This window comes from Pseudoalteromonas lipolytica (genome assembly GCF_001306915.1).
Taxonomy (GTDB): domain Bacteria; phylum Pseudomonadota; class Gammaproteobacteria; order Enterobacterales; family Alteromonadaceae; genus Pseudoalteromonas; species Pseudoalteromonas simplex.
This window is the reverse complement of sequence record NZ_LJTC01000008.1, coordinates 31,719-56,355: the sequence shown is the minus strand read 5'-3', so window position 1 is coordinate 56,355 and position 24,637 is coordinate 31,719. Positions and strand designations below refer to the sequence as shown.

Sequence of the window (24,637 nt, the reverse complement as noted above, 5' to 3'; positions counted from 1 at the left end):
ATTAATTTTAATTCAGCACTAATTCATTCCAAAGCATTACAGTTAAAGAGAAGGTAATCTACTTAAATTCTAGTTAATGATGAAAGGGTGATTAGATGAAGTTTTATATTGTAAAAAAAGACTCTCGTTTAGCAGCCATTCCTGCGCAAGAATCAATCTTAAATGAGTACCAAGAACGTGGTTTTAAGTTTGTTGAGGTCATCAATGCATGTGATGAATCAGACGCCCTATCACGAACAAAACCAGAGATTAAAAGAGCTAACAAATGGCTAATTTGGTCATCTTCATTGGTTATTTTGACCCTATCCATAATTATTTTTTGCAATTAAGTAATTTTTGTAGCATTTGCTATTGAAATTTACTGCCATTTATATTTAAAATCGCCCACTTTTTTGATTTTGGGGTCTACGCAGCATGCATTTTAACCCCAAAATGTTTGGTAATCAGCATAGAATTCGGTGAGCGTATGGATTTCTATATCCTAAAAAAACAACAAGAACTAATTGCAATTCCAGCGGACGAACAAAATTGTAAACAGTACCTAGATTCAGGGTATTTTTATATCGACAAAGTAGCGGCATGTAATGAAACAAATGCCCTTAAGATTTTACAAGCTAAGCAAACTAAAGCGCTTAAAGTACCTATGATAATGGCATTGTTAGCTTTGCCAATGGTGGTTTTTGCTTGGTATAGCTTAAGTTAACAAACCAGGCTGGGCATCTTGGCTCAGCTTAGGTATATTGACGCTCTTAATAAATAATAAGAGCGTTTAATGAAAGTCCTTCATACATCTGATTGGCATTTAGGCCAACAATTCTACGAGCATTCCCGATTCGATGAGCATCAAGCATTTCTAGCTTGGTTAACCGATACGCTTGTGTCAGAACAGATCGACTTACTACTGGTTGCGGGTGACATTTATCATACGGCAACACCTCCTGCCAGCGCAGAAAACCAACTCTACCAATTTATTAAAACCACTAAGCAGCATTGCCCTGACTTACACATAGTGATTATTGCTGGTAACCACGATTCAGCAAATCGCATTATGGCGGCAAAGCCTTTATTGGCTCAGTTTGATACCTATGTTGTTGGCCGCTTTGATAGTAATGCTCCTCATGAAGTAGTACTGCCAATCAGCACAAAAAACGGCGATGCGAATGTTGTTGCTATGCCGTTTTTACGAAGTAGTGATTTAAGCAGTTATAACCGTCAACAAGAGCAACCGTTAAGTTACAACCAAGCCGTTGCCTTTGCTTACAAAGATGCATTACAAGCGGCAAGCGAATTACCAAGCGCGCCATTAATTGCCATGGGCCACCTGCATGCAAAAGGCGGAGACATCTCATCGGATTCTGAACGTAACTTAGTGATTGGTGGTGAAGATGCGATATCGGCAAGCATATTTACTGATCAGCCTGATTATGTTGCACTAGGGCATCTTCATAAAGCTCAAAGCGTCGCGAAGAAAGAGACCATTCGCTACAGTGGCACGCCAATGCCCATGTCATTTTCTGAAAGACGCTATCAGCATCAAGTTGTGCTAGTCGAGCTTAGTGACTCCGGTACTTCTGTAAACCCCCTTTACATTCCTAGCTTTTGTAAAGTCATGTTGCTACCAGAAAAAGACTGCGTACCACTTAACGAACTCTGTGAGCTTATAAAACAGCTCGATTTAACAGATGAAGATTTAGCGCCCTATCTGCGGGTTAAATTGAGCGCCCATGACACTGACACCACTTTCAGAGAACAAATAGAACAAGCCCTTGAAGGTAAGCAGGTTAAGTTTTGTGGCATTGAAAGAGTACGTCAGCAAAGCAACCAGCAAGACGATGAACAAACCCTATTTGAAGATGTCTCGCAAATTGAAGCGCTAAATCCACATTCACTTTTAGAGCAAGCATTTGCAAACAATAAAGATATGGCAGGGCAGGCGGTGCCAAAAGAATTAGAAAGCTTACTAAGCCAAGTGATCGATGAATTGAATGCAGAGGACCTACTATGAAAATTTTAGCGATTCGTGTTCACCAACTAGCCTCTATCTTAGACGCCGAAGTCGACTTTAGCGCTTCGCCTTTAAAAGAAGCAGGGTTGTTTGCCATCACCGGTGATACCGGCGCCGGTAAAAGCACATTACTCGATGCCATTTGCTTAGCACTTTATAACAAAACAGCAAGGTTACGCGGCGATACAGGCAATAAAATTGACTTTAACGGCGACAATATCAAACTCAATGACTCGCGAAACTTATTACGCCGCGGGGCAGGGCAGGGCTATGCCGAAGTCGACTTTATTGGCCAAGATAAACAGCAGTACCGAGCAAGGTTAAGCTTTAGCCGAGCGCGTAATAAAGCCGATGGCAAGTTACAGCCCGCGCAACATAGCCTTTATTCATTACCTGATGAAACCCTAATCGCCGATCGAAGCGCGGCAGGTAAAGAAATCGAGCGTATTATCGGTTTGAGCTTTGAGCAGTTCTCACGAGCAGTCCTTCTTGCGCAACATGAATTTGCGGCATTTTTAAAAGCGACCGGAGATGAGCGTGCGCAACTACTTGAATGCTTAACTGGCACCGATAAATTTAGCCGTATTGGTCAGCGAATTTTTGAACGCCATCGTGATCAGCTGCAAGCATTAGAGCAGTTAAAGTTAAGTTTAAGTAACTATCAGGTTTTAAGCCCTGAACAGGTCGAAACGAAACAAGCAGAACAAAAAGCGCTTGAAGCTAAACTTGCTGAGTTGCAAAAGCAAATAAAACAATTTGAACAGTACCAAGGGTGGTACAAGCAAGCATCTCAGCAGCAACAACAGCTAAACCAGGCAGAGCAAGCAAAGCAAGAATTACAGCAACAAATGCACGCGCTTGCTGAAAAAGCCACTGAAGCGAAACAAGCCCAGCAATGCCTAGAAATAAAAGATAACCGCGAGCGCGTTACTTCGATTGCTGCTCAACATGGGCAACTTATTAAAAACCGTGAGCAGCTTTTAAATGTTGATCATAAAACACTGATCAAAGACGCTGAGCAAACGCTTGAGAAGCAAACCGCGCAACTAAACCAAGCAAAGCAAGCACAAAAAGACGCGCAGCCTATTATTAGCCAGGCCCGAGAGTTAGATAAGCAACTTGCTGTATTAAACCAGCAAACAGCCGCGCAAAAAGTACAAGCAGAGAAAGCTAAACACCATCATCAAGAGCTGACTAATACACTAAATAGCCATAAAGCAGAGCAGCAAAAACAGCTCGATCAACAAGCGCAAATAAATAGCTATTTAGAAATACATGCACAATGGCAACCATTAGCAAAAGACTGGTCATTCTTTAAAAGTGAGTTAAGCCGCTTTAGCCTGCAACAGCACACAATTAGCCAATCACAGCAAAACGTAAAAGCTCTTCAACCTAAAATTGATGAGCAGCAAACAGCTGCGCAGCAGTGTAAAACTCAATACCAAGCCCTTGAGCAAGAAATTAAGCGCCTAAATGAGCAAGATACCGCCTTTAAATCGAGTTTAAACACCCAATCAATGGCGGATATTGATGCGGGGCTTGAGGCGATTAAACACCTGATTGAAAAGCGCCAAGTATGGCAAACTAATCATCAGCAGTTAAAAAATTGGCAAACCCAGCTAAACACATTAAGCCAAACTGAGCAGCAACTACAAACGGCATTAAAAGATGCGCAGCAAAGGGCAGAGCAAGCACAGCAGCAGGTTTCGCTTTGTGAGCAAAACTTACAGCAAGTGCAGTTAAGAGCCAGTGAAGGGGTTAGCCAGTTACGCGCCACTTTAAAGGCAGGGGAGCCGTGTGCAGTATGTGGCTCAAAAGAGCACCCCTTTATGCATGAAGAAATGGTTAACGAGCAATTTAGTCAACTTATTAACGACTTTACCAACCAACTAACTAACGCCAAACAGCACTTAAAAGCTCAGCAAGCATTACAGCAAGCTAAAAGTAATGAGCTGGCGGCATGCAGCCAACAGATAAGCTCGTTAACTGGGCAAATCTCAGAACTGAGCGCTCAACAACAGAGCCTCAAAGAAACCATGGCAGCTAATCGTACTGAGCTAAATGATTTAACCGAAGATCAGTTAAACGAGCGTCAACAACAGCTCAGCCTGCAAAAACAGCAATACTACAAAACTCTTGAACAGCAACAGCAGCTGCAAAACACGCTTGCGGTTAAGCAAACTGACTATAATCAGCAAGGGCAAGCGCTACATAGCAAAGAGCAGCAATTAAACGAATTACAGCAACAGCTGAATAATCAGCAAACACGTTTAAACGAGCTCAATGATGAGCATCAGCAGCTTTACACGACACTGAATCAACAGTTCGCCAGTGCACCATGGTGGCAGGCACTCAATACACAAAGCATTTCTTTAGAGGTCATTGCAGAGCATGTTGAGGCTTATCAAGCTTCGCTGCAAACGGCAGATGAGCTTAAAACTAGCTTAAAAGCCATTGAGCAGCACCTTGCACATGTAACGCCGCAGCTTAACGAAGCACATACCTCTTTATCTCAGTGCAACGAGCAACTAAGCCAAACTGAAAACGAACTCACGCAGATAAAATCAAAGCGCGGGGGCTTATTTAGTAACGCAGCGATATCGGTAGATGAATTTATAGCAGAGCTTGAAAAGGCGATAGATTCAGCGCAGCAGGCACTGCAACTTGCCCAAGCAACCCATAGTAACGCGATAAAAGCGCGTGACGAACAAGCCATTCAAATCGCCAATATTGACGAGCGTGAAAAAGAGCTCACCGCAGAGCAAGCGGCGCTTAATGAGCGATTTAGCCTTTGGTTTAATGATTTTAAAGCGCAGCACCCAAGTTTGGATGAGCAAGCAGTTAGTCAGCTATTAACGATAAGTCCCGCTGAAATTAAACAAACTCTGGCGGATTACCACACCGCCGAGAGCAGCTTAAAAGACGCTGAGGCTCTTTTAAAACAGCGACAGCAGGCGCTGGCTCAGCACCAAAAAGACAAGCCATCTCTCGGTGAAGATGAGCTGCAATTACAGCTTAATCAAGCCACAAAGCAACAAGTACAAGCGAATAATGCACTATTGCAAGTTGCGACTGAGCTTAAAACCCATCAACAAAATAGCCAAGCACTTGAAGATAAACAAAAGCTATTAGTTGAGCAGCAAAAAAGCTATGAGCACTGGCATTTACTCAATAAGGTCTTAGGGGATGCCAGCGGCAAAACCATGCGTAATTTAGCGCAAACGCAAACCTTAAAAATACTGCTGCACTACGCGAATAGTCACTTACAGACACTAAATAAACGCTACAAATTAACAGCCATAGGGCAAACGCTCGATATCGCAATTATCGATAAAGACATGGCCGATGAGCAGCGTTCTGTTAATACATTATCGGGCGGCGAGTCATTTTTGGTGTCGTTAGCACTGGCCCTAGGGCTTGCCTCGTTGTCGTCGAATAAAGTGCAAATAAACTCTTTGTTTATCGATGAAGGGTTTGGTACGTTGGACAGTGAAACGTTAAGCATCGCGATGGATGCTCTTGATTCACTACAAGCACAAGGCCGCAAAGTAGGGGTTATTTCGCACGTATCAGAAATGACCGAACGCGTTGCCACGCAAGTGCATGTGGCGAAAAAACCAGGTGGTTATTCGACCATCTCAGTTATTTAAAGGATTAGCATGCCTACTTTTAACCACGAAGAAGCAAATCATTACGACGAACGCATTTTGCGCCTAGTTCCAGGTTATGAGCTATTACATCAAGCAACCGCAGCACAACTTGCAACCACGCTGAGCGATGAAGCGTGCATTTTAGTGATTGGTGCCGGAACAGGTAAAGAAATCATTGAATTAGCGGCGCTAAAACCAAGCTGGCAGTTTATTGCTCAAGATATTTCACAAGACATGCTCGATATTGCCGAGCAACAGTTTGGCCAGCATAACATTAGCGATCGCGTAACAGTGCACTGCGGTGATATCAACGACATCGACACTCAATGTGACGCCGCACTGTGTTTACTGGTAATGCACTTTGTTGAAGATAACGGCGATAAAAAAGCGCTGTTAAAAGCGATTCACAGCAAACTTAAAAAATCGAGCAACTTATACATTGCCGATTTAATGCGCCCTGAAACCGCTTTTGAGCGCGAATCTCAACTACAGCTGTGTTTGCAGTTAGGTTTAACTGAAGTCGGCGTAGAACGCATGCGCCACAACCTAGAGCACGAGTTTTACCCATTAGACCGCATTCGTTTTTCAGAGTTAATGAATGAAACCCGCTTCAGCACCCCAAAACAATACTTTAAAGTGCTTGGTTTTGCTGGATATGTGGTTGGGAGTTAGCTCCTAAGCCTAATACCCCGCGGCCTGACCATCTTTGCGGGTTTCAGATGCGCCGTAATAAACGCCGGTTTTTGGGTCTTTCAATATTGCTTGATAACCACCGTATGGGCCAACCGCGTCTTGTAAGGTGTGGCCTTTTTTCATTAACTCACGGCGGGTTTCCATCGAAAAACCTGACTCTAAGCTAACAAAACCACCGTCTTCCATGATCTCGCCGGTTGGCTGCGATGAACCTGTGTGCAGAATACGTGGTGCATCACCGGCTTCTTGTAGGTTCATGCCAAAATCAATCATGTTGATAAGTATTTGAGCATGCATTTGTGGCTGTGTGGCACCGCCCATTACGCCATAACTCATATATGGCTTGCCATCTTTGGTGACAAACGCTGGAATGATTGTATGAAATGGTCGTTTGCCTGGCTCATATTGATTCATGTGGCCTTTTTTAAGGGCAAACATTTCGCCACGGTTTTGCAATACAAAGCCTAATTTTGCAGGTGTCATACCTGAGCCCATGCCACGATAATTACTTTGAATAAGCGAAACCATGTTGCCGTCTTTGTCGGCGGTCGTCATATAAATGGTATCGCCTTCTACTGGGCCTGCGTGGTCACGTTTTGCAGCTTTGTTAGGGTCTATCAGTTTACGCCTTTCATCAGCATATTGCTGCGAAATAAGTGTTTGTACGGGAATAGTGTTAAACGCAGGATCGGCGTAGTACTTTGCACGATCTGCAAACGCGAGTTTTTTCGCTTCAACAAAGGTGTGTACGTATTCTGGGCTATCAAAACCCATTGCTTTGATATCGTAACCTTCAAGAATATTAAGAATTTGCTGTGCGGCAATACCTTGGCCATTTGGTGGTAACTCCCAAAGCGTATACCCTCTATAATCGGCTCTCACAGGCTTAACCCATTCACTATGGTGGGCAGCTAAATCTTCATACGATAAATAGCCGCCGTTTTCTTTCATGTAGCGACCTATTTCTTTAGCAATATCGCCTTTGTAAAAAGCATCGCGGCCGCCTTTGGCAATTTTACGATAGGTGTTTGCAAGGGCAGGGTTCTTAAAGATCTCTCCTTTTTCTGGCATTGCCCCATCAGGCATATATACATCTTTAAAGCCTGGGTATTTACCACGCGCAGCCACACTTTTTTGCATGTAATAGGCAATCAGTTCAGACACAGGGAAGCCATTTTCAGCGTAGTCGATAGCAGGTTGGAGTAAGGCTTTCATTGGTGTTTTGCCAAACTTTTTATGTAACTCAAACCAACCATCTACCGCTCCAGGTACCGACACAGGCAATGGCCCATAAGCAGGAATGTAGTCACCTTGTGCTTTTAAAGTATCAAAAGATAAGCTTTGTGGTGAACGACCAGAGGCATTTAAACCGTAAAGTTGCTTGCTTTTGTTATCCCAAATAATGGCAAATAAATCGCCACCAATTCCACATCCTGTTGGTTCAACTAGGCCTAGCACTGCATTTGCCGCAATAGCCGCATCAATAGCATTACCGCCGTCTTTTAAAACTTGTAAGCCTACTTGCGTAGCTAACGGCTGTGATGTAGCAACCATCCCTGATTGTGCGATGACTTCAGAACGACTAGCAAAGTTATGGCCTGTGATACGATCGTAAGCTTGAGCAGCGCCTGCTGTGCCTAAGCATACTGCTAGCACTAAGCTTTTAAAGAGTGGAGTTGGTTTCATAGTTTTTGCCCTTTTTATTTGTCACTATAAAAAGCAATTAAAGATCAGGCAATGGCTTTGCGTTCGAGCGCGAAAAATCACGATTGACTTCAAAAATAAGAAAAATAGCGGCTAACTTACCTAAAACCTATCCAACTTAGTAAATGGCAGAGCCATTTAAGCACTGCTCTGAGACTTTGGATACTTCGCCGTGAGAGTGCCTATCCTCTTCGACAAACTGATCAACAAAAGGGTCAATCAGGTTTTCTTGCTTCATGGTATCGAGGGCGTGTTGCAGCTTAGTAACTACCTCCGGCGATGTGTTTTTGTTAAGTGCTAAATAATTACCCACTAAAGCAGGGTGCTTTAACTCAAATACCGGTGTGACTTGGTCTGTGCTCATACCTACATTCATCAATTGTGTTGACAGAGTGAGAGAGGAGCCAATCAGTAAATCATGCTTGCCTTGCTTAAACATTTTAAGTTCTTCGAACTTTTTTGAGTAAGTTAAAAATTGCTGGCCTTCAGTAAGGTTAAAATCAGCAAGAACGGTTTGATATACATCACCACGAGATACGCCAATGGTGTAGTTTTGCAACGACTGTGTACTCGTTACTTTAATGTCGTTTCGGTCATTTAAGCGATAGAAACATGAATGCCCAGATACCAAAGGGCCAACCCAGTAAAATTGAGTTTCTCGCTTTGCGGTACGTGAAGTAGAGTAAATTCCTGCATTCGGTTGGGCAAGGGTTAGTGATATTGCGCGCTTCCAAGGCAATACACTAAACGTACAGCTCAACTTGGCTCTTTCGCACAAAGATTCCATGATTTTGGTGTTAATACCAGTGAGCTGATTGTGCTCCACAAAATTATAGGGTGGGAACACTTCAGTATATAAAGTCAATTGTTCAGCACTCGCCATAACAGAGCTAGCTGTAAACAAACTCACTATTGGTAAATGCTTAAACATCGGTTTAGCTCCATTTTTCACACTTTAACAATTCGATCAGAGTTTTCATCTAAACTCCTATTAAGCTCTACAGTATTTAAAGCTTAGTTTGCTAACTCAATAACGCAATAAACCAGAAACTAAGAAAAAATATCGGCAACAAGCTGGCTAAGTCGTGCAATTTTAATATTACTTAACTGGCGATAATCAAAATAGGGGCAAACAATCACTTTATCTGATTTACTAATAGCAAATTCATCATCAAGCCAAGTTAATTGGCAATGCAAAAGTCCGTCATTTATAAGCTGTTTAGCATGTGTTCGCCCTGCAATTATATGCAATTGCTCTGGTTTGCCTAATATCGGCGGACTAAACAGTAATGTAGTTTGGCTGTGTGCTTGCAGCAGTTGTTCATCGCGATAGCTCTGCCAATCAGCTGCTTTTTTAGCGAAATTATAATATTCACTTGGTAGTGCAAACAGCACTTTGCCATACACGTTAAAAACTTTGCGCCAACCATTTCCACATGCTTGGTTTATTTCGTTTATTTGGCCGGGTTGCATTGCATGCAAATGATCAAGCTGTTGCCAAGCAGGCATCGGCGGGCGCTTTTCTAAATAAACAGCGACTTTAAAGGCTTCATCACCAAAACCTTGCAGTGGCGCACTATTATCGATACTCATGACTTTTTAGCGAGGATTCTGTCTAAGTTATTTGCAAAGTTTTGGCGGTCTGTTTGGCTTAAAGGCGGTGGGCCACCGGCCATTTCAACGCCACTTGAGCGCATAGTTTCCATAAAATCACGAACGTTTAAACGTGAGCGAATATTTTCGGTCGTATATAATTCACCGCGCGGATTAAGAGCTTGTGCGCCTTTTTCGATGACTTCTGCAGCCAAGGGAATATCACCGGTGATCACCAAATCATTCGGCTCAATACGTTTAACGATTTCGTTGTCGGCAATATCAAAACCCGAAGATACCTGCAAACGGCTAATAAACTTTGAGGGTGGTACTCGCATCGCATGGTTCGCCACTAATGTGGTAAAGGTCTGTGTGCGCTCTGCGGCACGAAACAATATTTCTTTAATAACGACGGGGCAGGCGTCTGCATCAACCCAAATCTTCATGCTGTTCTCAATCTTTAATTTTAGACATTAATAGTTTACCGTAATTGAACTAAATTAGTGCTATTAACGTATTAATTTGTTTAATTTTTAAAGGGAGTAAAAACGTGCAAACATCATTAAAGTTAATCGGGGTTTTATGTATCACAGTCATTTTATCTGCGTGTACAGGCGTGCCAGACAACATCAAACCCGTCGATAATTTTGAGTTAAACAGATACACAGGAACATGGTACGAAATTGCACGTTTAGATCATTCATTTGAACGCGGCCTTGAGGGCATTACCGCCGAATACTCAATTAACCCAGATGGCAGTGTGAAGGTTATCAACAAGGGTTACAGCGCCGAAGATAAAGAATGGCAGCAAGCTGAAGGTAAAGCGAAGTTTGCAGAGGAACAAAACATAGGCCACTTAGAAGTCTCATTCTTTGGACCATTTTACAGCTCTTACGTGGTGTTTGAATTAGATAAGCAAAATTATCAATACGCTTATATCACAGGTTATAACAAAGAGTATTTATGGTTTTTGTCGCGCACACCGACCGTGACAAAACAGCAAATGCAGGACTTTATAAACACTGCAAAAGAATATGGCTTTAAAACAGATGAACTTATCTATGTTGACCATAATAGCTTGTAAAGGGGCTTTACAACTGTCTTTAAACTATCACGAATGTGCAACACAACTGTAATGGATGCTAGGCAAACTTAGCGTCGTTAAATTGAAGCAACATGTGATCCCCCAATTTAATCCCCTGCTAGGGTAGGCATTGCCTACCCATTTTTTTAAACAAATTTGATCAATTAAGCATTATTGCAAATTGCTATCAGATCAGTTTTTTACTAACTAAACTACAAAATCATCACCGAAAAGCCACTCAACAGTAAAATAGACATAGTAAATACACTGACATGCTTTACCCATGAAACAGTAAAACTGTATAAAATCATGAGCATAAGCACACTTAAAGCCATATAGCCGCAAAACAGCAATGCGCCGTACCCAGCATCAGACAGCACACAAAGTACCAAACTTAGTAAAATACTGATCCAGCCACTGGCTAAAAAGCTATTTCGTTGTTTTTCGGTTAATTTCTTTTTAAATACATCACGAAAATGATTGAATTTTGCCAGCGCAAAACAATTAAACCCTAAAAAGCAGAGACTAAATTGCAGTAACTCCATCATCCTTGTTGCTCCTTTAACACCCTATTTTTACTTGGTTTTGCCTTGTTAATAACAGCTTTGTGACTAGCTATTTTTTTGCTTTGTAGTAAAAACAATACGCCAGCACAAATAAACGCACTATCAACACCGAATAAGGCCCATTGATTAGTTAGTAAATACGTGATCCAATTACCATCTGTTGTCAGTGCATTTACCACGGGCACGAGAAAGCAAGCTATTGCATTGAGCCATGCATTATAGCGCCAGTGGCGTTTTTCTATACTGCTCACAGCCGAAAGCGCCACCGCAAGCCAAGTTAAGAAAAACACGAGTATTTCTTTATCGGCACGCCCAGCTAACTCTAAAGGCAATAAACGATTAGCAATGAAGAACGCTGAAGTTGCTAGCGGTAAGCCCATTAAAGTTATTAAATTAAGACTTTCAACAAGCTTTAAACCAAAGCTTGGTTTTTGCTCTGCTTTGAGCCTCTCGCGTAAGCGTTTTGCCCACATAATGCAGCCTGTAGCGATCATGGCACAGCCAGCTACGCCACAGAAAAAATATAACCAACGCAGTAAAGGCTCCGCTAAGCGACCACTATGCAATGCCGTCATTGAGTCATAAAACTGCGCCGAAGCGCTCCAATCTTCGCCAGAACTCGCTTCAAGCTCGCCCGTTACACCATTGAATAAGTAGCGTGGTCCGTTATCTACAACCTCTTTGCCGGTTGCCAAATAAACCACGATTTGTGAGGAAGCAGTATTCGCATTTCTTACAAACACGTAGCTAATATCAGCATTCGGTGACTTAGTATAAATCTGATCTAACACATCTTTGATTGCCACCATAGGGCGCTGCTCTTCACTGGGCTTTGCACGTTTATTAATAGGCAATGCCTCATCAAACATTTGCCTTAAGCCATTTTCATATACAGTCTCAGCAGGGTAGGGGAACAGCATAAAAATCAGTGTAATAATACCCGTGTAGGTGATCATGATATGAAATGGTAATGCCAGCACTGACGAAACATTATGTGCATCAAGCCAACTTCGACTACCTTTGTTTGCTCTGAAGCTAAACATATCTTTAAAAATACGTTTGTGGATCACGATGCCTGTTATAAGCGCTACCAACATAAATAATGAGGCTAAACAAACAATTATCCGTGCAGTAAATACATCTATGTAATGTAAATCAAAGTGTAAGCGATAGAAAAAGTTGCCGCCTTTTGTTTCACGAGGTTCGGGTAATTGCTCTAAGGTATTAGGATCTAGATGTGTATAGTTGAAAGGTGCTCGGCGCTGGCCTGGCTGTTTAGGCTCAGCAAACCCATAGCTTAAAACAGGGTTACGTGGCTCAGGTAAGTTTATCCGCCAAGATAATGAATTAGGTGCCTGTTGCTGTAATTGCGCAAACACATAATTAATTTGCTCGGCTTGAGACTGAACCCGTTGTGCTTGATGCTGCACATTGTGTGTTTCGGGTTTAGCCCAAATAGTGATTTCATCTTTAAAAAAGCTGATGGTGCCAGCAAAAAAGATTAAGAACAGTAACCAGCATACCAGCAAGCCAACCCAGGTATGAAGCCAAGTCATTGAGCGGAAAAAGCTCTCTTTCATAACCAATCCTTAATCAATGAAAGGGCCAGCAATTGCCCACCAGTTGTTAGTAAAATAGTGATCCAAACAGTCTTTAAAGACTTAACTGCAAACACCCAAATAAACACACAACAGTAAAAAAATACCGATAGAGTCGTGGTTAACAGCACGCTGTCGAGTTTATTAAGTGGTAATAACACAGCTAGTAATGAAATAAGCACACTGGTAAAGGCGTAACCACCAATGATGGCTGCAACGAAACGCAAAAACACAGCAACACGATAAGATAGGCTCACAGAGCGCTTTTTAGCTGTATTTTTAGGGCGATTGGTAGTCACTGCATCTAATGATTGAGAATGCATGATAATCCCTTAAAAAATAACACGAGAAGAAAACCCCGTATTATATCGCCGACAAACAGAAAAGATAGTAGTTATCATTTGCATGCACGTATTAAATAGTGAAACTGAACCAACTAAGTCGATCTGTTAGTAAAATAATGATCTGCTAGCTTTGTTCTGTGCAATATCATATGGTGTTAAGTAAATAAAAGGGAGCTGCAATGAAAACAATAGGCTTAATCGGTGGCATGAGTTGGGAGTCTACACAAAGTTACTACCAGCTTTTAAATCAAGGCATTAAAAACAAACTTGGGGGGCTGCATAGTGCCAAGATAGTACTCGTTAGCCTCGATTTTGCCGAAATAGCTATGCTTCAACAGCAACAAGATTGGCCACAGATGGCCGAGATACTCATTAAGGCCGCTAAGCAAGTTGAAGCCGCGGGCGCGGATTATTTATTAATTTGTACCAACACGATGCATAAACTAGCTGAGCAAGTACAAGCTGCGGTTGCAATTCCTTTATTACACATTGCTGATGCAGTTGGTGAAAACCTGATCCAACATAACTTTAAAAAAGTGGCTTTGTTGGGTACCCAGTTCACTATGGAACAAGACTTTTACAAGCAGCGTTTAGCAGATAAATTCGCCATAGACGTGTTAATCCCTGATGCACAGGGGCGTGAAACAGTGCATCGTGTGATTTATGATGAACTATGTAAAGGCATCATCAGCCCACAATCTAAAGCCGAGTATTTAACCATTATTGATAATCTAACTCAGCAAGGTGCTGAAGCCATTATTCTTGGTTGCACCGAAATAGCCTTATTAGTTCAACAAGCAGATACATCGATTCCATTACTTGATAGTACAGCACTTCATTGCGCGATGGCGCTTGAGAATAGTTTAAATTAGGAGCTCACCATGTCGAACCACCATAGCCTAAATTATGTTGAATTTGCTGCTAAAGATTTAGCCGCAACAAAGGCATTTTTTCATCAGGTTTTTAAATGGCAATTTACCGACTATGGCCCTGAATACACGGCCTTTAGCGCTGAATCTGCGGGGCTTGATGGCGGGTTTTATCAAGCCCCATTAGCTAGCTTAACCAATAATGGCGGCGCGCTACTGGTGCTTTATTCAAATAATATTAAAGAGACGCAAGCGCAGGTAGAAAAACATGGTGGAACAATTATTAAGCCCTTGTTTGATTTTCCTGGAGGCTGTCGGTTTCACTTCACAGAGCCAAGTGGTAACGAGTTAGCAGTTTGGTCAAAACAAGCATAGATCATATTTTTACTAACTCATGAGTACTCAATCATTATTAAAACAAGTTAGTAAATGCGTGATCTGCGAACCTCATTTACCACTCGGAGCGCGGCCCGTTATTCAGTTTAATCCACAGGCTCGCATTTTAATTGCTGGTCAAGCACCGGGAATTAAAGTGCATGAAAGTGGCAAACCTTTTAATGATGCAAGCGGGCAAAGGCTTCGCTCTTGGCTTGGTGTTACGAGTGATGAGTTTTACGATGACCACAATTTTGCTATCTTGCCGATGGGCTTTTGTTACCCGGGCAAAGGTAAGTCAGGTGATTTACCGCCAAGAAAAGAGTGCGCGATTGCATGGCGTGAAAAGCTCTTAGCGCAACTAAATAATATTGAGCTCACCATTATCTTAGGTAAATACGCGCAGTCATATCATTTACCCCACACTAAGCAGCTACCCTTAACTGAGTTAGTAAAATCGTGGCGTGAATATTGGCCAAATTACTTGCCACTTCCTCACCCAAGCCCTCGCAATAATATCTGGCTAAAGAAAAATCCGTGGTTTGAGCAACAAGTATTGCCTGAGCTTAGTAGTAAAATACGTGCAATTTTAGCAAGGTAAAAAATGGAAAATAACTTTTTTGCTGAAAACGGCTACTACCATGTAAAGGGCCTTTACACAGAGAGTGAGCTTAGTAAAGTAAGGCCAATTCTCGATAAATTTCATCAACACTGGTTGCAAGAAAACCAATCTTTTTATCAATCTAGAGGTATTAATAGCTCAGGTTTGACTGGCGCTGCATGTTTAAGTGCTGAGGAAAAGTTTACTCTTTTTAAGTTTGTCAGCGCCAACACACTATTGAAACAGGTTAAAGGTATTGTTGCTGGTCCTCAGTTTATGAATACTCAACTATTCTTTAACCCTTACAACCCTAAACAGGCAAATTATTGGCATCGCGATATGCAGTATCACTTAGAGCTTGATGCGCAAAAAGTAGCTCTTAACGGCCCTGAAGTACTACATTGCCGCGTTGCTTTTGAAGATGAACCAGGAATAGAACTTATACCGGGGAGTCATAAAAACTGGGATTCAGATGAAGAGTTAACAGTTAGATTAGAACAGCAGGGCGCTCGAAATAGTGACTCACTCGTTCGTGGTAAAAGTGTGGCACTCAAAAAAGGTTACTTACTCATATTTTCGGCAAACATGATCCATCGGGGCTTGTACGGCATGAATCGTTTCGCCCTTGATATTTTATACTTTGAACGTCATCCAAGCCTTAGCGAGTTTGTACAAACTGGATTTTTACCAACTGAAGAACAAAAGCTGCATCTAAAAAACGCTGTGGTATTCGAGTAAGCATAAAAAAAGCGGCTACCTAGCCGCTTTCTTTTCGTTTTGCAGTTACTGCAACATTGCGAACAATTCTTTTAACTGCGGCATATACTGCTTAACTAAGTTAACGTTACTTTCGCTAACATCTGCTGTTGCAGTACTTGCTTTAATACCTTCTAAAGCACCAGCCATTGAGCGAGTACCCGCATCAGATGATGATGCTGTAAGGCTTTGTAAACCACTCATTGCTTGGTTTACACGCTGCTTGTTCTCTTCAGACATACCCGCTTTAAGATTTTCTAAATACGCCATTGATACTTCTGAGCCAACCGTGACTAACTGCTCTGGTGTGAAACCATATTGTTTGGTAAGGGCTGCAAACTCAGTATAAAGCTCATGCTCTTTGATGTGACCTAATGCAGACATCACTGCCGAACTATCAACACCATCAGAACTACCTAGCATACCACCAAGGTTTACATTATCTAACTCAGATTGGCTTTGTGACCAATTAACAACTGCAGGTAAGGCTTTAATGTAACGCTGTAGCTGATTTTCAGAAATATCTTCTGCGAAGCCAGAAAAACTCATCGCAAGTAGACTCATAGAAATAAGTAGTGCTTTCATCGTGATCTCCTTTCTTTCAAAATGGTTAGTAACCGGCGCAAATAGTCGAGCTATTATGTTTGACCAATTACAAATGTTACAATACCTTTTTTACCACAGCTAAATGAACCTGATGTTAACTATTTCTAATACCGTTACAATTGATGAATGGGAACTCGACTTTAGTGCGATCCGCTCACAAGGCGCGGGCGGGCAGAATGTCAACAAAGTGGCCACAGCTATTCACCTTCGCTTTGATATTAAACGCTCAAAGTTACCTGACTTTTACAAACAACGTTTACTTAATTTGAATGATTCTCGAATTACCAAAGAGGGCGTTATTGTTATTAAGTCGCAAAGTCATCGCACGCAAGAGATGAACAAAGAGGATGCGCTTAATCGTTTGAAAGAATTAATCCTTAATGCCACTCAAGTACAAAAGGCGCGAAGAGCGACAAAACCAAGCAAAAGCTCTCAGAGAAAACGCATGGACTCTAAAACGAAAAGAGGGCAAACAAAAGTATTAAGAAAAAACGTAAAATTCTAACTTTCACATCAGATAATCGTGTCAAAAATAAGCAGAACTGTAAAGAAGTGTAACTTGTTAACAAAGTTAATTGATGGTTAATCCTACCGCGACTATAATAGTCATACAAACTCACCACTAATGAAGGAGCCGCTTATGGGCCAGAAATCACGCATTTTTGCCGCTGCAATGATAACGCTGTCAGCTTTGCCTATGTCGGGCTTTGCTGTAGATTCATGGCAAGCCGGAAACGCGTATCCCCAAGGTAGTGAAACCTGTTATAACGAGATTCTTTATAAAGCCAGATGGTGGGCAACTCCAGGTGAAGAACCTGGCAGTTCGCAATGGGGGGCTTGGGTTGCAGATGTCGCCTCAAAAACCTGTGTACAGAGTGTTGTAAAGAAACAAGACGATTTACTTAAGTCTTTACCCACCATTTTCGAACCAAATAATAAAAAAGGGAGTTCTGATTAACTCCCTTTTTTGTGCATTTTTATTTTTAATCAAACGTATGATGCCTTGTCATTTCAAAGCGATTTAAGATGTGATGCATTATATACACCGCACACAAGCTCAATAGTATTGCCACAGACACTGACGAAAAACGATACAGAGCGCTGTATACGAGATCTTGTCCCGGCCCTAATGACTGGCCAAACAAAATACCAAATGTGGTGATAATACCAAAGCCTACACCCGGAATACCGCCACCAATTATGTGATAACGACTAAAGATAAAGGTCAAAATCCACAGAATTAACGCAGGAAATATTAAAATATCGGTATGGTTATACAAAAATAACTGTGCCACTAACGCTAAGTTACAACCAATTAAGGTGCCTATAGCACGTTGCCATGCCGCCATACCTGCCGCTTTCCAGCACAACGAAAACAATATCAGTACCGAGGCCGCTTGAGCAGAGATTGAATCTTGTAAATCAAAGACCTGAAAAACAACGAATGACAAGGTAGCTACAGTTGAGCAAAGTAATACTTCATGACGCACACTTTCTTTTGCTTTTTCTGGCATTACCCGACCTTGGCGTGGTGCTACATCAGGAAATAAACCATGCATTAGCATCGAGAACACCACTGTGACCACAACGGCAACAGCGTTACTAATGATCAACGGATAAATACTCACTCCACTGCCAGTGTAGGTCGAAAAGTGCAATTGAATAGACAAACTCACCACCGTTGTGGCGCCAAATAAAAAATTAGCGCCACGGCTCATTTGATAAAACAAAAAAGCAAAAGCGATAAAGCACATCATTGTCATAACAACAGGCAGGTGTGAAAACAAACCTTGTACAACCAATACGAACAGCGCACTGAACACCGCGCCTGCATAAAACTGACAAATAATATGCATGTTAAGCACAGGCACTAAGCCGAGCAATAGCATAGGGTAAACAGTAAAAAAGATGCCATTAGGCCAGTTCATCAATTTTGCCAGTGTAAACCCTAGTGCTGAGCCCGTAGCAATGCGTAGCGCTTGGCGTAAGCCGTTACCATCGAGTTGCAATACTGACATAACTCACCCAGCCTTAGTAAATGAAGTGCAGAACACTAATGAAGCGAATTTGCATACTTGCAAACCAGCTACCGATGCTAGAGTCAGGCAGAAGTTGTACAGTTGCACGCGCACCACTTGGAAATTTAGCCAGCATCTGGTGCTCATCTAGTTGAATATGGATACGTTGACGCTGTGCATCTCGTACCCAACGGTTGCTGCTTTCAGTCGCACTGAGTAAACCGTTCGCGTTAAGCTGACCATCACTCACACCGGCTTCAAAACTAATAATTTTGCCTGTAAACACTTTGCCCGGTAGCGCATCAAAGCTGACTTTTGCAGTACTACCAATTTGCACGTGAACTAACGACTTTTCACGAAAATCAGCAACCAAATCAGCCTTATTAGCAACAATCGCCATTAGCGGTTGGCCTTTATTAGCATACGTACCCGGTGTTACTTGTAAGTTTGCAGTTTTACCGTCGGTATCAGCTGTCACTGTGGTGTAAGACAGGTTTAGCTTCGCTTGTTCAAGCTGGTTTTGAGCATGACGAAGCGCTAAATTGTCATCCCCCATTTTACCGCGCGCTAATTTAGCCTCGCTAAGCTGGGCTTCAATTGCAGCCACATTGGCTTTGCTTGATTGATAGTTCGCATTGATTGTTTCGTACTCTTGCTCTGAAATAGAGCGCTTTTTCAATAACGACTCACCACGTTCGAACAGTAATGTTTGTTCATGCAGCTTAGCTTGAGCAGCTGCAAGCTGTGCTTCTATTGCCTTCACACTGCTATCTAAACGTTGGTTTTGTAGTTTTGCATCATCATATGCAAGTTCAGCTTGTTGCACGGCAAGCTCAAAAGGCTCGTCATTAATCTTAAACAAGGCTTGCTGTTTTTCGACGGCTTGATTATTGGTGACAAGTACGTCAGTCACGCGACCACTTACCTGCGGGGTCACTTGCACCACTGGGTGATACACACGGGCCTGCGGTGTAACAGGCATATACAAATCGGCAATCACAAAATATAAAAATAAAACAATAAAACCCGCTAAAGAGATTTTTACGTAACGGGCAAACTTTTGATCTGGTGTCATAACGTTACTTATCTCCTGAATAATGGCGGATACACTGGCGAGCATTCTGTTCCATCTGAATTAAACCATGCGCCATGGTATCGAGTTGCTCAGTGGTTAAGTCGGCATAAAGATGCTGTTTCACATCGGCAATAATCACCTGCAATGTGTCTAACAATTGTAGACCTTGCTCAGTGAAGTACAGACGTTTACTGCGTTTATCTTCAGCGTCAGCTTTGCGAGCAATAATCTCTTGTTGCTCAAGCTGCTTAATCGTACGAGTGAGTGAAGGCATTTCAATGCCTAAGCTATTTGCTAACTCTTGTTGCGTACAACCTTGGTTTAAATGAAACAGGTGCATCATCGCGGTCCAGCGAGATTGGGTAAGACCCAAAGGCTCAACCGCCAAAGTGACAGCATCGCGACATAAACGATGCACACGGCCCATACTGCCGCATAATGTTAAATCAAGAGTTTCGTGAAAAGGGGGAGTGGAAGACATGATGCGCTCCATTTACTTAGCATGCTAAATATTTTAATGTAGTTAGCATGCTAAGTAAATATTAGTGCAATTAATTAAATAGATAGCTTTGTTCGATAAAAGCGAACAACTGCAAAAGTTATCTGCTAGATAACACTATTTAGCGATTAACTCTTTGATATGACTTTCATAGAGGTCTAATTTATCAGCAACAAATCCTGTGTGTTGGAACCGTACTATGCCTTCCTTATCAATTAAAAAGCTGCTCGGCATCCCTTTGAGTTGATATTGCTTGCCAATAACAGCGTCTGGGTCGTAAATAATATTAAAGTTCACTGCAAACTCAGTTAAAAAAGCATCGGCATCACTACGCTCAACATCAATGTTTACAGCAATCACTTTAAGCCCTTGCTGTTGATACTTGCTCTGCATGGCTATAAACCAAGGAAACGACCGTCGACACGGGCTGCACCAAGACGCCCAGAAATCGAGTAACACGACTTGCCCTTTGTATTGATTCAGTAGTTTAGACAATTGCTGCTGGCTGGCAGCTAAAGGAGGGCTCGAAAGACGCTCTGCCTTAGCAGCAGAGCTCGTAATGAAAAGAAATGCAATTAAGGCGTATTTGATCATTGGTAATTTAATAAATTCGCTGGTGAATATTGATCAGTGAGCACCTTGGTATCCGCTGGCCAATCTTGATTACCCTTAGTATAAAACAAATGCTCGCTAAGTAACTGCAAATCAACATCGTAAGGGATTAACTTATTTGCGAGTTTGTTGACGCGCTCAATTAAAAGCTTCTGGCTAGGCATAGTCTCGAAGCCTGCTAAAATAATACGATTAGAGTTTTCATCGGTCACAACATTCACAAAGTCACCAAACACATCGAAGTAAGTTGCCGACTCATGCTGGTACAACTTACTCGATGAAAAAGTATTTGCAGCGACAATTCCGCCATCAGCCAAAACACTTTTTACTTCCGCAAAAAATTCCTTAGTGAGGAGGTGCTCAGGGATATAATCGCCATTAAAGGCATCAAGAATAATCCAATCGTACTTTTGTTTTTTAAGTGCGGCGCGCTTAATGAAAATACGGCCATCTTGCACTTTTGACGTCACGTTATCGGTTTCTATAAAGTTAAAATAATCGCGGGCAACTTTTATCACCGCAGGATCAATTTCGACATTTTCGATATGAGCGCTAGGGTAAAGCTCATGAATGGTATTAGAGAGTGAACCTCCCCCTAAACCTATGATCAGTACATTTTGAGGATCATTAATAAATAGTAAGCTTGCGAACGTCATTTTGGTGTAATTAAACACCAGCTTTTTAGGCTTACTCTCATACATACAGCTTTGCGTACTTTTACGGTTTTTTTCGTTGAATTTTAAACACAGTAAATCGCCAGTCTTCTCCACTAAAATATTGCGATAAAGCGAGCGCTCTTTATGTATTACTTCGGCTAAGCTGCTAAAAGGCAATGTCATGAGTAAACAAAGCATTAAGATTCTAAACATACAGCACGCTCCTTTGTTTTAATTTGACTAACAACAATTGCAAGCAAACCAAGCGCGCCTAAAACCGCTGCAAAGGTTTTAATGATGTCGTTAACATCAAACGCTAGCACCATATAAAAAGAGGTAATAATCGTGCCAAGGGCGCTTCCTAGGGTGCTCACAAAATACAAACCACCGGCAACCTGGCCACTTTTTTCATGATCGGTAACCAATAATCGCACTGAGTAAGGTGAGATCATGCCGAGTATTGTTGTAGGAATAAAGAACAACGCCGTTGATGCCAATAACGAGCCGTAGCGACTGTCTTCAATATGGGTGAAAATAAAGGTCATAATTGGCTCAGCAAACAATACAATTGGCACCACCATAATGCTTGCTACAAAGAAAATGAGTCCATATTTAGTTAACGAAGGATTGCGAGTAGAGAGCTTGCCGCCAAGTAAATAGCCGATAGATAAGCTCAACATAAAGACGGTGATAATACTGCCCCATATATGCACACTACTACCAAAATATGGAGCTAAAATTCGCCCGCCTAACAGCTCAATTCCCATAATACAAAAGCCACTACTAAAGGCTAAAAAGTAGATAAGCGCATTGATTTTATTCATTAAACACCCGCTGATTTTGTTGTTATTTTACCCATCTTAACCTGATGCAGATAAGGATGCCATGACTGTTTTTTAAGCTGTAAAGGCCGTTGACAAAATATAGTCTTTTTAAAATAAATAATTAAAAAGGCTAGGTTAAAGTACACATGCTCTGATATTTTACCGGGAACAAACTAACAAGGATAAATGCAATGGATCAGCAAGTAACGAAAATCAATATAGACAACCCTACGATCTTATTTGGCCTCAAAGTTCGCACCTGTAATATGAATGAAATGAGTGGTGAAGGTGCCAAAATCGCTGGCTTATGGCAGCAGTTTTACACAGACATAGCGCCCAAATTAACCCCATCGAGCCAAGTTTATGGCGTGTACACTCATTATGAATCTGATGTCACAGGGGAGTTTGATGTATATGCGTGTACTGATCTGCAAGTCACGTCATCAGAGATAGAACAAACGACACTCGCCACAGGTAACTACCTTCGCTTTAGCGGCAAAGGGGCAATGCCACAAACCGTTATCGATGTTTGGGGTCAAGTTTGGCAGTACTTTAGTAATGAACAGTGCCCGCACATTCGAGCATATAAAACTGACTATGAGTTTTATAAAAACAGTGACGAAGTTGAGGTATTCATTTCGGTTGAATAACACTAAACCCATTTTTTAGTGTAAAGCCCCATTACAAAATAAGCCGCTTGTTGCGGCTTTTTATTTGCTAAAGGGTATATTAATCCTTGTTGTTATCTTCAAGAATAAGATTCTTTAAAATGGGTCGTACAACTACCAAGATTAAAGTAATAAGTACTATCGCGGCCATTGTCATGCGAACTAATCGGAAAAACCATTCAGTTTGATAAATAGGCCTATTTTCCTTTACTTCTTGTGATTCAAGTAAGGCACATGCTTGTGGTATTGAACTAAATGCATCTTTATTTGGATAATCAAAGACGAAACCTACTTTAGCAAGTGCTAGCTTTGCTTGGTCTGAGTGAAGAACATCGACGTACAAAATATGATTTTTAATATCAGCCTTGTAAGGGATCTCTTCAACGTCCAGTACATCAACTATCTTGACGGCATTGACTAAGCGCATATCTTGTATCAAAGGCCGGTATTCAGGAGCTCGAGACCATATAATTACAAATATAGCGAATACCAAGGATAAGCATAATAACCCCCACAAGGTGTAACGCTTAGGTAGCAACTCTAATATATGCGGCGGTTTATTGCTCATTATGACTTCCAATTCAATAAGTTAACTTTCATAATATAAAAGTTTTGATACGTAAAAAAGTAGTTATATACAAATAACCATCATTTAAGTTACTGTGGATTCGTAACTTTTACTCACCAATAAGGATGTTGTTGTGTATAAATTACTACTCTTTGCCTGCCTATTTCTCGCTGTTTTTTCTACCAGCGCAGCAAAAATTATCGATGATGAACACGTAACAAAAGAAACAGACTGCTTCACAGGTATCTTTGCTGACTATGATTCGTGGCATCAATTTATTGCGCAAAAGAATAAACGCAAAGCTAAAAACGAAGAAGCATACTTAAAGCGCATTAAAGCCTTTGAAGAAACCTTTCCACAAGATATGTTCGATAACTTTAAAGCTAATTTAACCTGCCATAATTTTAAATATCAGGTCGATAATGTTGAGGTGCTTGGTTATATCATCAAACCTAAAGTCATCAAGAATAAGCTTCCAGTATTAATTTATAACCGCGGCGGTAACGGTAATTTTGGCAGTGTTTATTTTGCAGCAATGATGCGTAATTTATTTCCTTTAGCAGAGCAAGGCTTTGTGGTTATCGGCAGCCAATACCGCGGTACATCAACTAAAAATGATGATTTAGATGAGTTTGGTGGCAGAGACGTTAACGACGTACTTGCGCTTATTGATTTTATTCCGCACATAGCAAGTGCAGATGAAAACCGTATTGGTATGTTAGGAGTAAGTAGAGGCGGCATGCAAACCCACCTTGCAATGCAACTCACAAACAAGGTTAAAGCTATTGCAACCATTGCGGGGGCGACCGATTTAGTCAAAGAGCTTACGTTTAGACCTAACATGGAAAAAAACGTGTATGTGCGTCGTATTCCCAATTATAAAGAGAACAAACAAGCAGAGCTTGAAGCTCGCTCTGTTATGAACTGGGTTGATAATCTATCGCCTAAAGTGCCCATATTACTTATTCATGGCAGTGAAGATAAACGAGTATCGGTCGAGAACTCAATTCAATTTGCCAAAGCGCTAGATAAGCATCAAATACCCCATAAACTCGTGGTGTATGACGGTGACAATCACTTTTTAATGAACCATAAAGAACAACTAGAATCAGAACTAGTTAATTGGTTTAACACCTATTTGTAAGTTTAAAGGGGCAAAACCCCTCTCTAACAAACTAGCTAACAAATTTTTTAAAGCCATTATGAATCAAAAGGTAAAATCTTGAATAAATTTTATCTTGATAAGATTATTATTAAGTAAGGTGTTATGGTC

29 protein-coding genes are annotated in these 24,637 nt (G+C 41.4%); 14 read left to right on the top strand and 15 right to left on the bottom strand.

All coding sequences use genetic code 11. From position 1 onward, the window contains the following. Positions 1-95: 95 nt before the first annotated feature. From AOG27_RS12600 to AOG27_RS12580, 5 genes are all read left to right on the top strand, one after another. Positions 96-329: a hypothetical protein gene (locus AOG27_RS12600; protein ID WP_054553376.1), complete on the top strand. Its 234-nt coding sequence runs from the start codon at positions 96-98 to the stop codon at positions 327-329. A 137-nt stretch (positions 330-466) separates the two neighbouring features. Then, complete coding sequence (locus AOG27_RS12595) at positions 467-703, top strand: hypothetical protein (RefSeq protein ID WP_054553375.1); 237 nt, start codon at positions 467-469, stop codon at positions 701-703. Between the two features lie 69 nt (positions 704-772). Next, entirely contained in the window at positions 773-2,005 is a 1,233-nt protein-coding gene (locus AOG27_RS12590) for an exonuclease SbcCD subunit D C-terminal domain-containing protein (protein WP_054553374.1), read from the top strand. Beyond that, on the top strand, positions 2,002-5,655 hold the full coding sequence (locus tag AOG27_RS12585) for an SbcC/MukB-like Walker B domain-containing protein (protein ID WP_054553373.1): 3,654 nt from the start codon (positions 2,002-2,004) through the stop codon (positions 5,653-5,655). The genes AOG27_RS12590 and AOG27_RS12585 overlap by 4 nt, the downstream gene beginning before the upstream one ends. 9 nt (positions 5,656-5,664) lie before the next feature. Beyond that, positions 5,665-6,327 (top strand): class I SAM-dependent methyltransferase, encoded by a 663-nt coding sequence (locus tag AOG27_RS12580; protein ID WP_054553372.1) that lies wholly within the window; start codon positions 5,665-5,667, stop codon positions 6,325-6,327. 9 nt (positions 6,328-6,336) lie between these two features. Here AOG27_RS12580 and ggt read toward each other — a convergent pair whose 3' ends face one another. From ggt to AOG27_RS12560, 4 genes are all read right to left on the bottom strand, one after another. Next, positions 6,337-8,034, bottom strand: coding sequence for a gamma-glutamyltransferase (ggt, locus tag AOG27_RS12575; RefSeq protein ID WP_054553371.1), 1,698 nt, complete (start codon positions 8,032-8,034; stop codon positions 6,337-6,339). 136 nt (positions 8,035-8,170) lie between these two features. Next, positions 8,171-8,983 (bottom strand): substrate-binding periplasmic protein, encoded by an 813-nt coding sequence (locus AOG27_RS12570; RefSeq protein WP_054553370.1) that lies wholly within the window; start codon positions 8,981-8,983, stop codon positions 8,171-8,173. Between the two features lie 119 nt (positions 8,984-9,102). After that, a complete protein-coding gene (locus tag AOG27_RS12565; protein WP_054553369.1) occupies positions 9,103-9,645 on the bottom strand; it encodes a DUF6942 family protein in 543 nt (180 codons plus the stop codon). Beyond that, a complete protein-coding gene (locus AOG27_RS12560; protein ID WP_054553368.1) occupies positions 9,642-10,091 on the bottom strand; it encodes a YaiI/YqxD family protein in 450 nt (149 codons plus the stop codon). Before AOG27_RS12560 ends, AOG27_RS12565 begins: the two co-directional genes overlap by 4 nt. Positions 10,092-10,195: 104 nt before the next feature. Here AOG27_RS12560 and AOG27_RS12555 point away from each other — a divergent pair, with 104 nt between their 5' ends. Next, on the top strand, positions 10,196-10,729 hold the full coding sequence (locus tag AOG27_RS12555; RefSeq protein ID WP_054553367.1) for a lipocalin family protein: 534 nt from the start codon (positions 10,196-10,198) through the stop codon (positions 10,727-10,729). Between the two features lie 212 nt (positions 10,730-10,941). Here AOG27_RS12555 and AOG27_RS12550 read toward each other — a convergent pair whose 3' ends face one another. The 3 genes from AOG27_RS12550 to AOG27_RS12540 are packed head-to-tail and all read right to left on the bottom strand — an operon-like array spanning position 10,942 to position 13,216. Then, positions 10,942-11,277 carry a DUF3325 domain-containing protein gene (locus tag AOG27_RS12550; protein WP_054553366.1) on the bottom strand — a complete coding sequence of 112 codons (336 nt, stop codon included), beginning with the start codon at positions 11,275-11,277 and terminating at the stop codon, positions 10,942-10,944. Next, the gene (locus tag AOG27_RS12545; RefSeq protein WP_054553365.1) at positions 11,274-12,875 is read right to left on the bottom strand and encodes a PepSY-associated TM helix domain-containing protein; all 1,602 of its coding nucleotides are present in this window, start codon (positions 12,873-12,875) and stop codon (positions 11,274-11,276) included. The genes AOG27_RS12550 and AOG27_RS12545 overlap by 4 nt, the downstream gene beginning before the upstream one ends. Then, the gene (locus AOG27_RS12540; protein WP_206004023.1) at positions 12,872-13,216 is read right to left on the bottom strand and encodes a hypothetical protein; all 345 of its coding nucleotides are present in this window, start codon (positions 13,214-13,216) and stop codon (positions 12,872-12,874) included. The genes AOG27_RS12545 and AOG27_RS12540 overlap by 4 nt, the downstream gene beginning before the upstream one ends. Before the next feature lie 200 nt (positions 13,217-13,416). Here AOG27_RS12540 and AOG27_RS12535 point away from each other — a divergent pair, with 200 nt between their 5' ends. From AOG27_RS12535 to AOG27_RS12520, 4 genes are read left to right on the top strand one after another with little or no spacing between them, the layout of a single operon-like run. Next, positions 13,417-14,109: an aspartate/glutamate racemase family protein gene (locus AOG27_RS12535; protein WP_054553364.1), complete on the top strand. Its 693-nt coding sequence runs from the start codon at positions 13,417-13,419 to the stop codon at positions 14,107-14,109. 9 nt (positions 14,110-14,118) lie between these two features. Next, positions 14,119-14,481, top strand: coding sequence for a VOC family protein (locus AOG27_RS12530; RefSeq protein ID WP_054553363.1), 363 nt, complete (start codon positions 14,119-14,121; stop codon positions 14,479-14,481). A gap of 19 nt (positions 14,482-14,500) precedes the next feature. Continuing rightward, a complete protein-coding gene (locus AOG27_RS12525; protein WP_054553362.1) occupies positions 14,501-15,082 on the top strand; it encodes a uracil-DNA glycosylase family protein in 582 nt (193 codons plus the stop codon). 3 nt (positions 15,083-15,085) lie between these two features. After that, positions 15,086-15,820 carry a phytanoyl-CoA dioxygenase family protein gene (locus AOG27_RS12520; RefSeq protein WP_054553361.1) on the top strand — a complete coding sequence of 245 codons (735 nt, stop codon included), beginning with the start codon at positions 15,086-15,088 and terminating at the stop codon, positions 15,818-15,820. Between the two features lie 45 nt (positions 15,821-15,865). Here AOG27_RS12520 and AOG27_RS12515 read toward each other — a convergent pair whose 3' ends face one another. Continuing rightward, positions 15,866-16,423, bottom strand: a complete 558-nt coding sequence (locus AOG27_RS12515) for a hypothetical protein (protein ID WP_054553360.1) — start codon at positions 16,421-16,423, stop codon at positions 15,866-15,868. A gap of 112 nt (positions 16,424-16,535) precedes the next feature. Here AOG27_RS12515 and arfB point away from each other — a divergent pair, with 112 nt between their 5' ends. Together arfB and AOG27_RS12505 are read left to right on the top strand one after the other, a co-directional pair. After that, entirely contained in the window at positions 16,536-16,949 is a 414-nt protein-coding gene (arfB, locus tag AOG27_RS12510; RefSeq protein WP_054553359.1) for an alternative ribosome rescue aminoacyl-tRNA hydrolase ArfB, read from the top strand. 135 nt (positions 16,950-17,084) lie between these two features. Beyond that, on the top strand, positions 17,085-17,402 hold the full coding sequence (locus AOG27_RS12505; protein ID WP_054553358.1) for a hypothetical protein: 318 nt from the start codon (positions 17,085-17,087) through the stop codon (positions 17,400-17,402). Between the two features lie 25 nt (positions 17,403-17,427). Here AOG27_RS12505 and AOG27_RS12500 read toward each other — a convergent pair whose 3' ends face one another. The 6 genes from AOG27_RS12500 to AOG27_RS12475 form a co-directional block, all read right to left on the bottom strand. Continuing rightward, entirely contained in the window at positions 17,428-18,462 is a 1,035-nt protein-coding gene (locus AOG27_RS12500) for a DUF2955 domain-containing protein (protein ID WP_054553357.1), read from the bottom strand. 13 nt (positions 18,463-18,475) lie between these two features. After that, positions 18,476-19,537, bottom strand: a complete 1,062-nt coding sequence (locus AOG27_RS12495) for an HlyD family secretion protein (RefSeq protein WP_054553356.1) — start codon at positions 19,535-19,537, stop codon at positions 18,476-18,478. Between the two features lie 4 nt (positions 19,538-19,541). Next, positions 19,542-20,018 carry a MarR family winged helix-turn-helix transcriptional regulator gene (locus AOG27_RS12490; protein ID WP_054553355.1) on the bottom strand — a complete coding sequence of 159 codons (477 nt, stop codon included), beginning with the start codon at positions 20,016-20,018 and terminating at the stop codon, positions 19,542-19,544. Positions 20,019-20,153: 135 nt separating this feature from the next. Beyond that, positions 20,154-20,630 carry a TlpA disulfide reductase family protein gene (locus tag AOG27_RS12485; protein WP_082389267.1) on the bottom strand — a complete coding sequence of 159 codons (477 nt, stop codon included), beginning with the start codon at positions 20,628-20,630 and terminating at the stop codon, positions 20,154-20,156. Continuing rightward, a complete protein-coding gene (locus AOG27_RS12480; RefSeq protein WP_054553354.1) occupies positions 20,627-21,517 on the bottom strand; it encodes a spermidine synthase in 891 nt (296 codons plus the stop codon). The genes AOG27_RS12485 and AOG27_RS12480 overlap by 4 nt, the downstream gene beginning before the upstream one ends. Beyond that, positions 21,502-22,128, bottom strand: a complete 627-nt coding sequence (locus AOG27_RS12475; RefSeq protein ID WP_054553353.1) for a fused MFS/spermidine synthase — start codon at positions 22,126-22,128, stop codon at positions 21,502-21,504. Before AOG27_RS12475 ends, AOG27_RS12480 begins: the two co-directional genes overlap by 16 nt. Before the next feature lie 191 nt (positions 22,129-22,319). Here AOG27_RS12475 and AOG27_RS12470 point away from each other — a divergent pair, with 191 nt between their 5' ends. After that, positions 22,320-22,778, top strand: coding sequence for a GyrI-like domain-containing protein (locus AOG27_RS12470; RefSeq protein WP_054553352.1), 459 nt, complete (start codon positions 22,320-22,322; stop codon positions 22,776-22,778). Between the two features lie 79 nt (positions 22,779-22,857). On the opposite strand, the gene AOG27_RS12465 is transcribed toward AOG27_RS12470, so the two are convergent. Further along, positions 22,858-23,364: a hypothetical protein gene (locus AOG27_RS12465; protein ID WP_054553351.1), complete on the bottom strand. Its 507-nt coding sequence runs from the start codon at positions 23,362-23,364 to the stop codon at positions 22,858-22,860. A gap of 133 nt (positions 23,365-23,497) precedes the next feature. On the opposite strand from AOG27_RS12465, the gene AOG27_RS12460 reads away from it, so the two are divergent. After that, positions 23,498-24,508: an alpha/beta hydrolase family protein gene (locus AOG27_RS12460; RefSeq protein ID WP_054553350.1), complete on the top strand. Its 1,011-nt coding sequence runs from the start codon at positions 23,498-23,500 to the stop codon at positions 24,506-24,508. The last annotated feature ends 129 nt before the right edge of the window (positions 24,509-24,637 follow it).

Coding starts and splice junctions, on each gene's coding strand:
- AOG27_RS12600 (WP_054553376.1), top strand. CDS start 96: ATGAAGTTTTATATTGTAAAAAAAGACTCTCGTTTAGCAGCCATTCCT.
- AOG27_RS12595 (WP_054553375.1), top strand. CDS start 467: ATGGATTTCTATATCCTAAAAAAACAACAAGAACTAATTGCAATTCCA.
- AOG27_RS12590 (WP_054553374.1), top strand. CDS start 773: ATGAAAGTCCTTCATACATCTGATTGGCATTTAGGCCAACAATTCTAC.
- AOG27_RS12585 (WP_054553373.1), top strand. CDS start 2,002: ATGAAAATTTTAGCGATTCGTGTTCACCAACTAGCCTCTATCTTAGAC.
- AOG27_RS12580 (WP_054553372.1), top strand. CDS start 5,665: ATGCCTACTTTTAACCACGAAGAAGCAAATCATTACGACGAACGCATT.
- ggt (WP_054553371.1), bottom strand. CDS start 8,034: ATGAAACCAACTCCACTCTTTAAAAGCTTAGTGCTAGCAGTATGCTTA.
- AOG27_RS12570 (WP_054553370.1), bottom strand. CDS start 8,983: ATGTTTAAGCATTTACCAATAGTGAGTTTGTTTACAGCTAGCTCTGTT.
- AOG27_RS12565 (WP_054553369.1), bottom strand. CDS start 9,645: ATGAGTATCGATAATAGTGCGCCACTGCAAGGTTTTGGTGATGAAGCC.
- AOG27_RS12560 (WP_054553368.1), bottom strand. CDS start 10,091: ATGAAGATTTGGGTTGATGCAGACGCCTGCCCCGTCGTTATTAAAGAA.
- AOG27_RS12550 (WP_054553366.1), bottom strand. CDS start 11,277: ATGATGGAGTTACTGCAATTTAGTCTCTGCTTTTTAGGGTTTAATTGT.
- AOG27_RS12545 (WP_054553365.1), bottom strand. CDS start 12,875: ATGAAAGAGAGCTTTTTCCGCTCAATGACTTGGCTTCATACCTGGGTT.
- AOG27_RS12540 (WP_206004023.1), bottom strand. CDS start 13,216: ATGCATTCTCAATCATTAGATGCAGTGACTACCAATCGCCCTAAAAAT.
- AOG27_RS12535 (WP_054553364.1), top strand. CDS start 13,417: ATGAAAACAATAGGCTTAATCGGTGGCATGAGTTGGGAGTCTACACAA.
- AOG27_RS12530 (WP_054553363.1), top strand. CDS start 14,119: ATGTCGAACCACCATAGCCTAAATTATGTTGAATTTGCTGCTAAAGAT.
- AOG27_RS12525 (WP_054553362.1), top strand. CDS start 14,501: ATGAGTACTCAATCATTATTAAAACAAGTTAGTAAATGCGTGATCTGC.
- AOG27_RS12520 (WP_054553361.1), top strand. CDS start 15,086: ATGGAAAATAACTTTTTTGCTGAAAACGGCTACTACCATGTAAAGGGC.
- AOG27_RS12515 (WP_054553360.1), bottom strand. CDS start 16,423: ATGAAAGCACTACTTATTTCTATGAGTCTACTTGCGATGAGTTTTTCT.
- arfB (WP_054553359.1), top strand. CDS start 16,536: ATGTTAACTATTTCTAATACCGTTACAATTGATGAATGGGAACTCGAC.
- AOG27_RS12505 (WP_054553358.1), top strand. CDS start 17,085: ATGGGCCAGAAATCACGCATTTTTGCCGCTGCAATGATAACGCTGTCA.
- AOG27_RS12500 (WP_054553357.1), bottom strand. CDS start 18,462: ATGTCAGTATTGCAACTCGATGGTAACGGCTTACGCCAAGCGCTACGC.
- AOG27_RS12495 (WP_054553356.1), bottom strand. CDS start 19,537: ATGACACCAGATCAAAAGTTTGCCCGTTACGTAAAAATCTCTTTAGCG.
- AOG27_RS12490 (WP_054553355.1), bottom strand. CDS start 20,018: ATGTCTTCCACTCCCCCTTTTCACGAAACTCTTGATTTAACATTATGC.
- AOG27_RS12485 (WP_082389267.1), bottom strand. CDS start 20,630: ATGATCAAATACGCCTTAATTGCATTTCTTTTCATTACGAGCTCTGCT.
- AOG27_RS12480 (WP_054553354.1), bottom strand. CDS start 21,517: ATGTTTAGAATCTTAATGCTTTGTTTACTCATGACATTGCCTTTTAGC.
- AOG27_RS12475 (WP_054553353.1), bottom strand. CDS start 22,128: ATGAATAAAATCAATGCGCTTATCTACTTTTTAGCCTTTAGTAGTGGC.
- AOG27_RS12470 (WP_054553352.1), top strand. CDS start 22,320: ATGGATCAGCAAGTAACGAAAATCAATATAGACAACCCTACGATCTTA.
- AOG27_RS12465 (WP_054553351.1), bottom strand. CDS start 23,364: ATGAGCAATAAACCGCCGCATATATTAGAGTTGCTACCTAAGCGTTAC.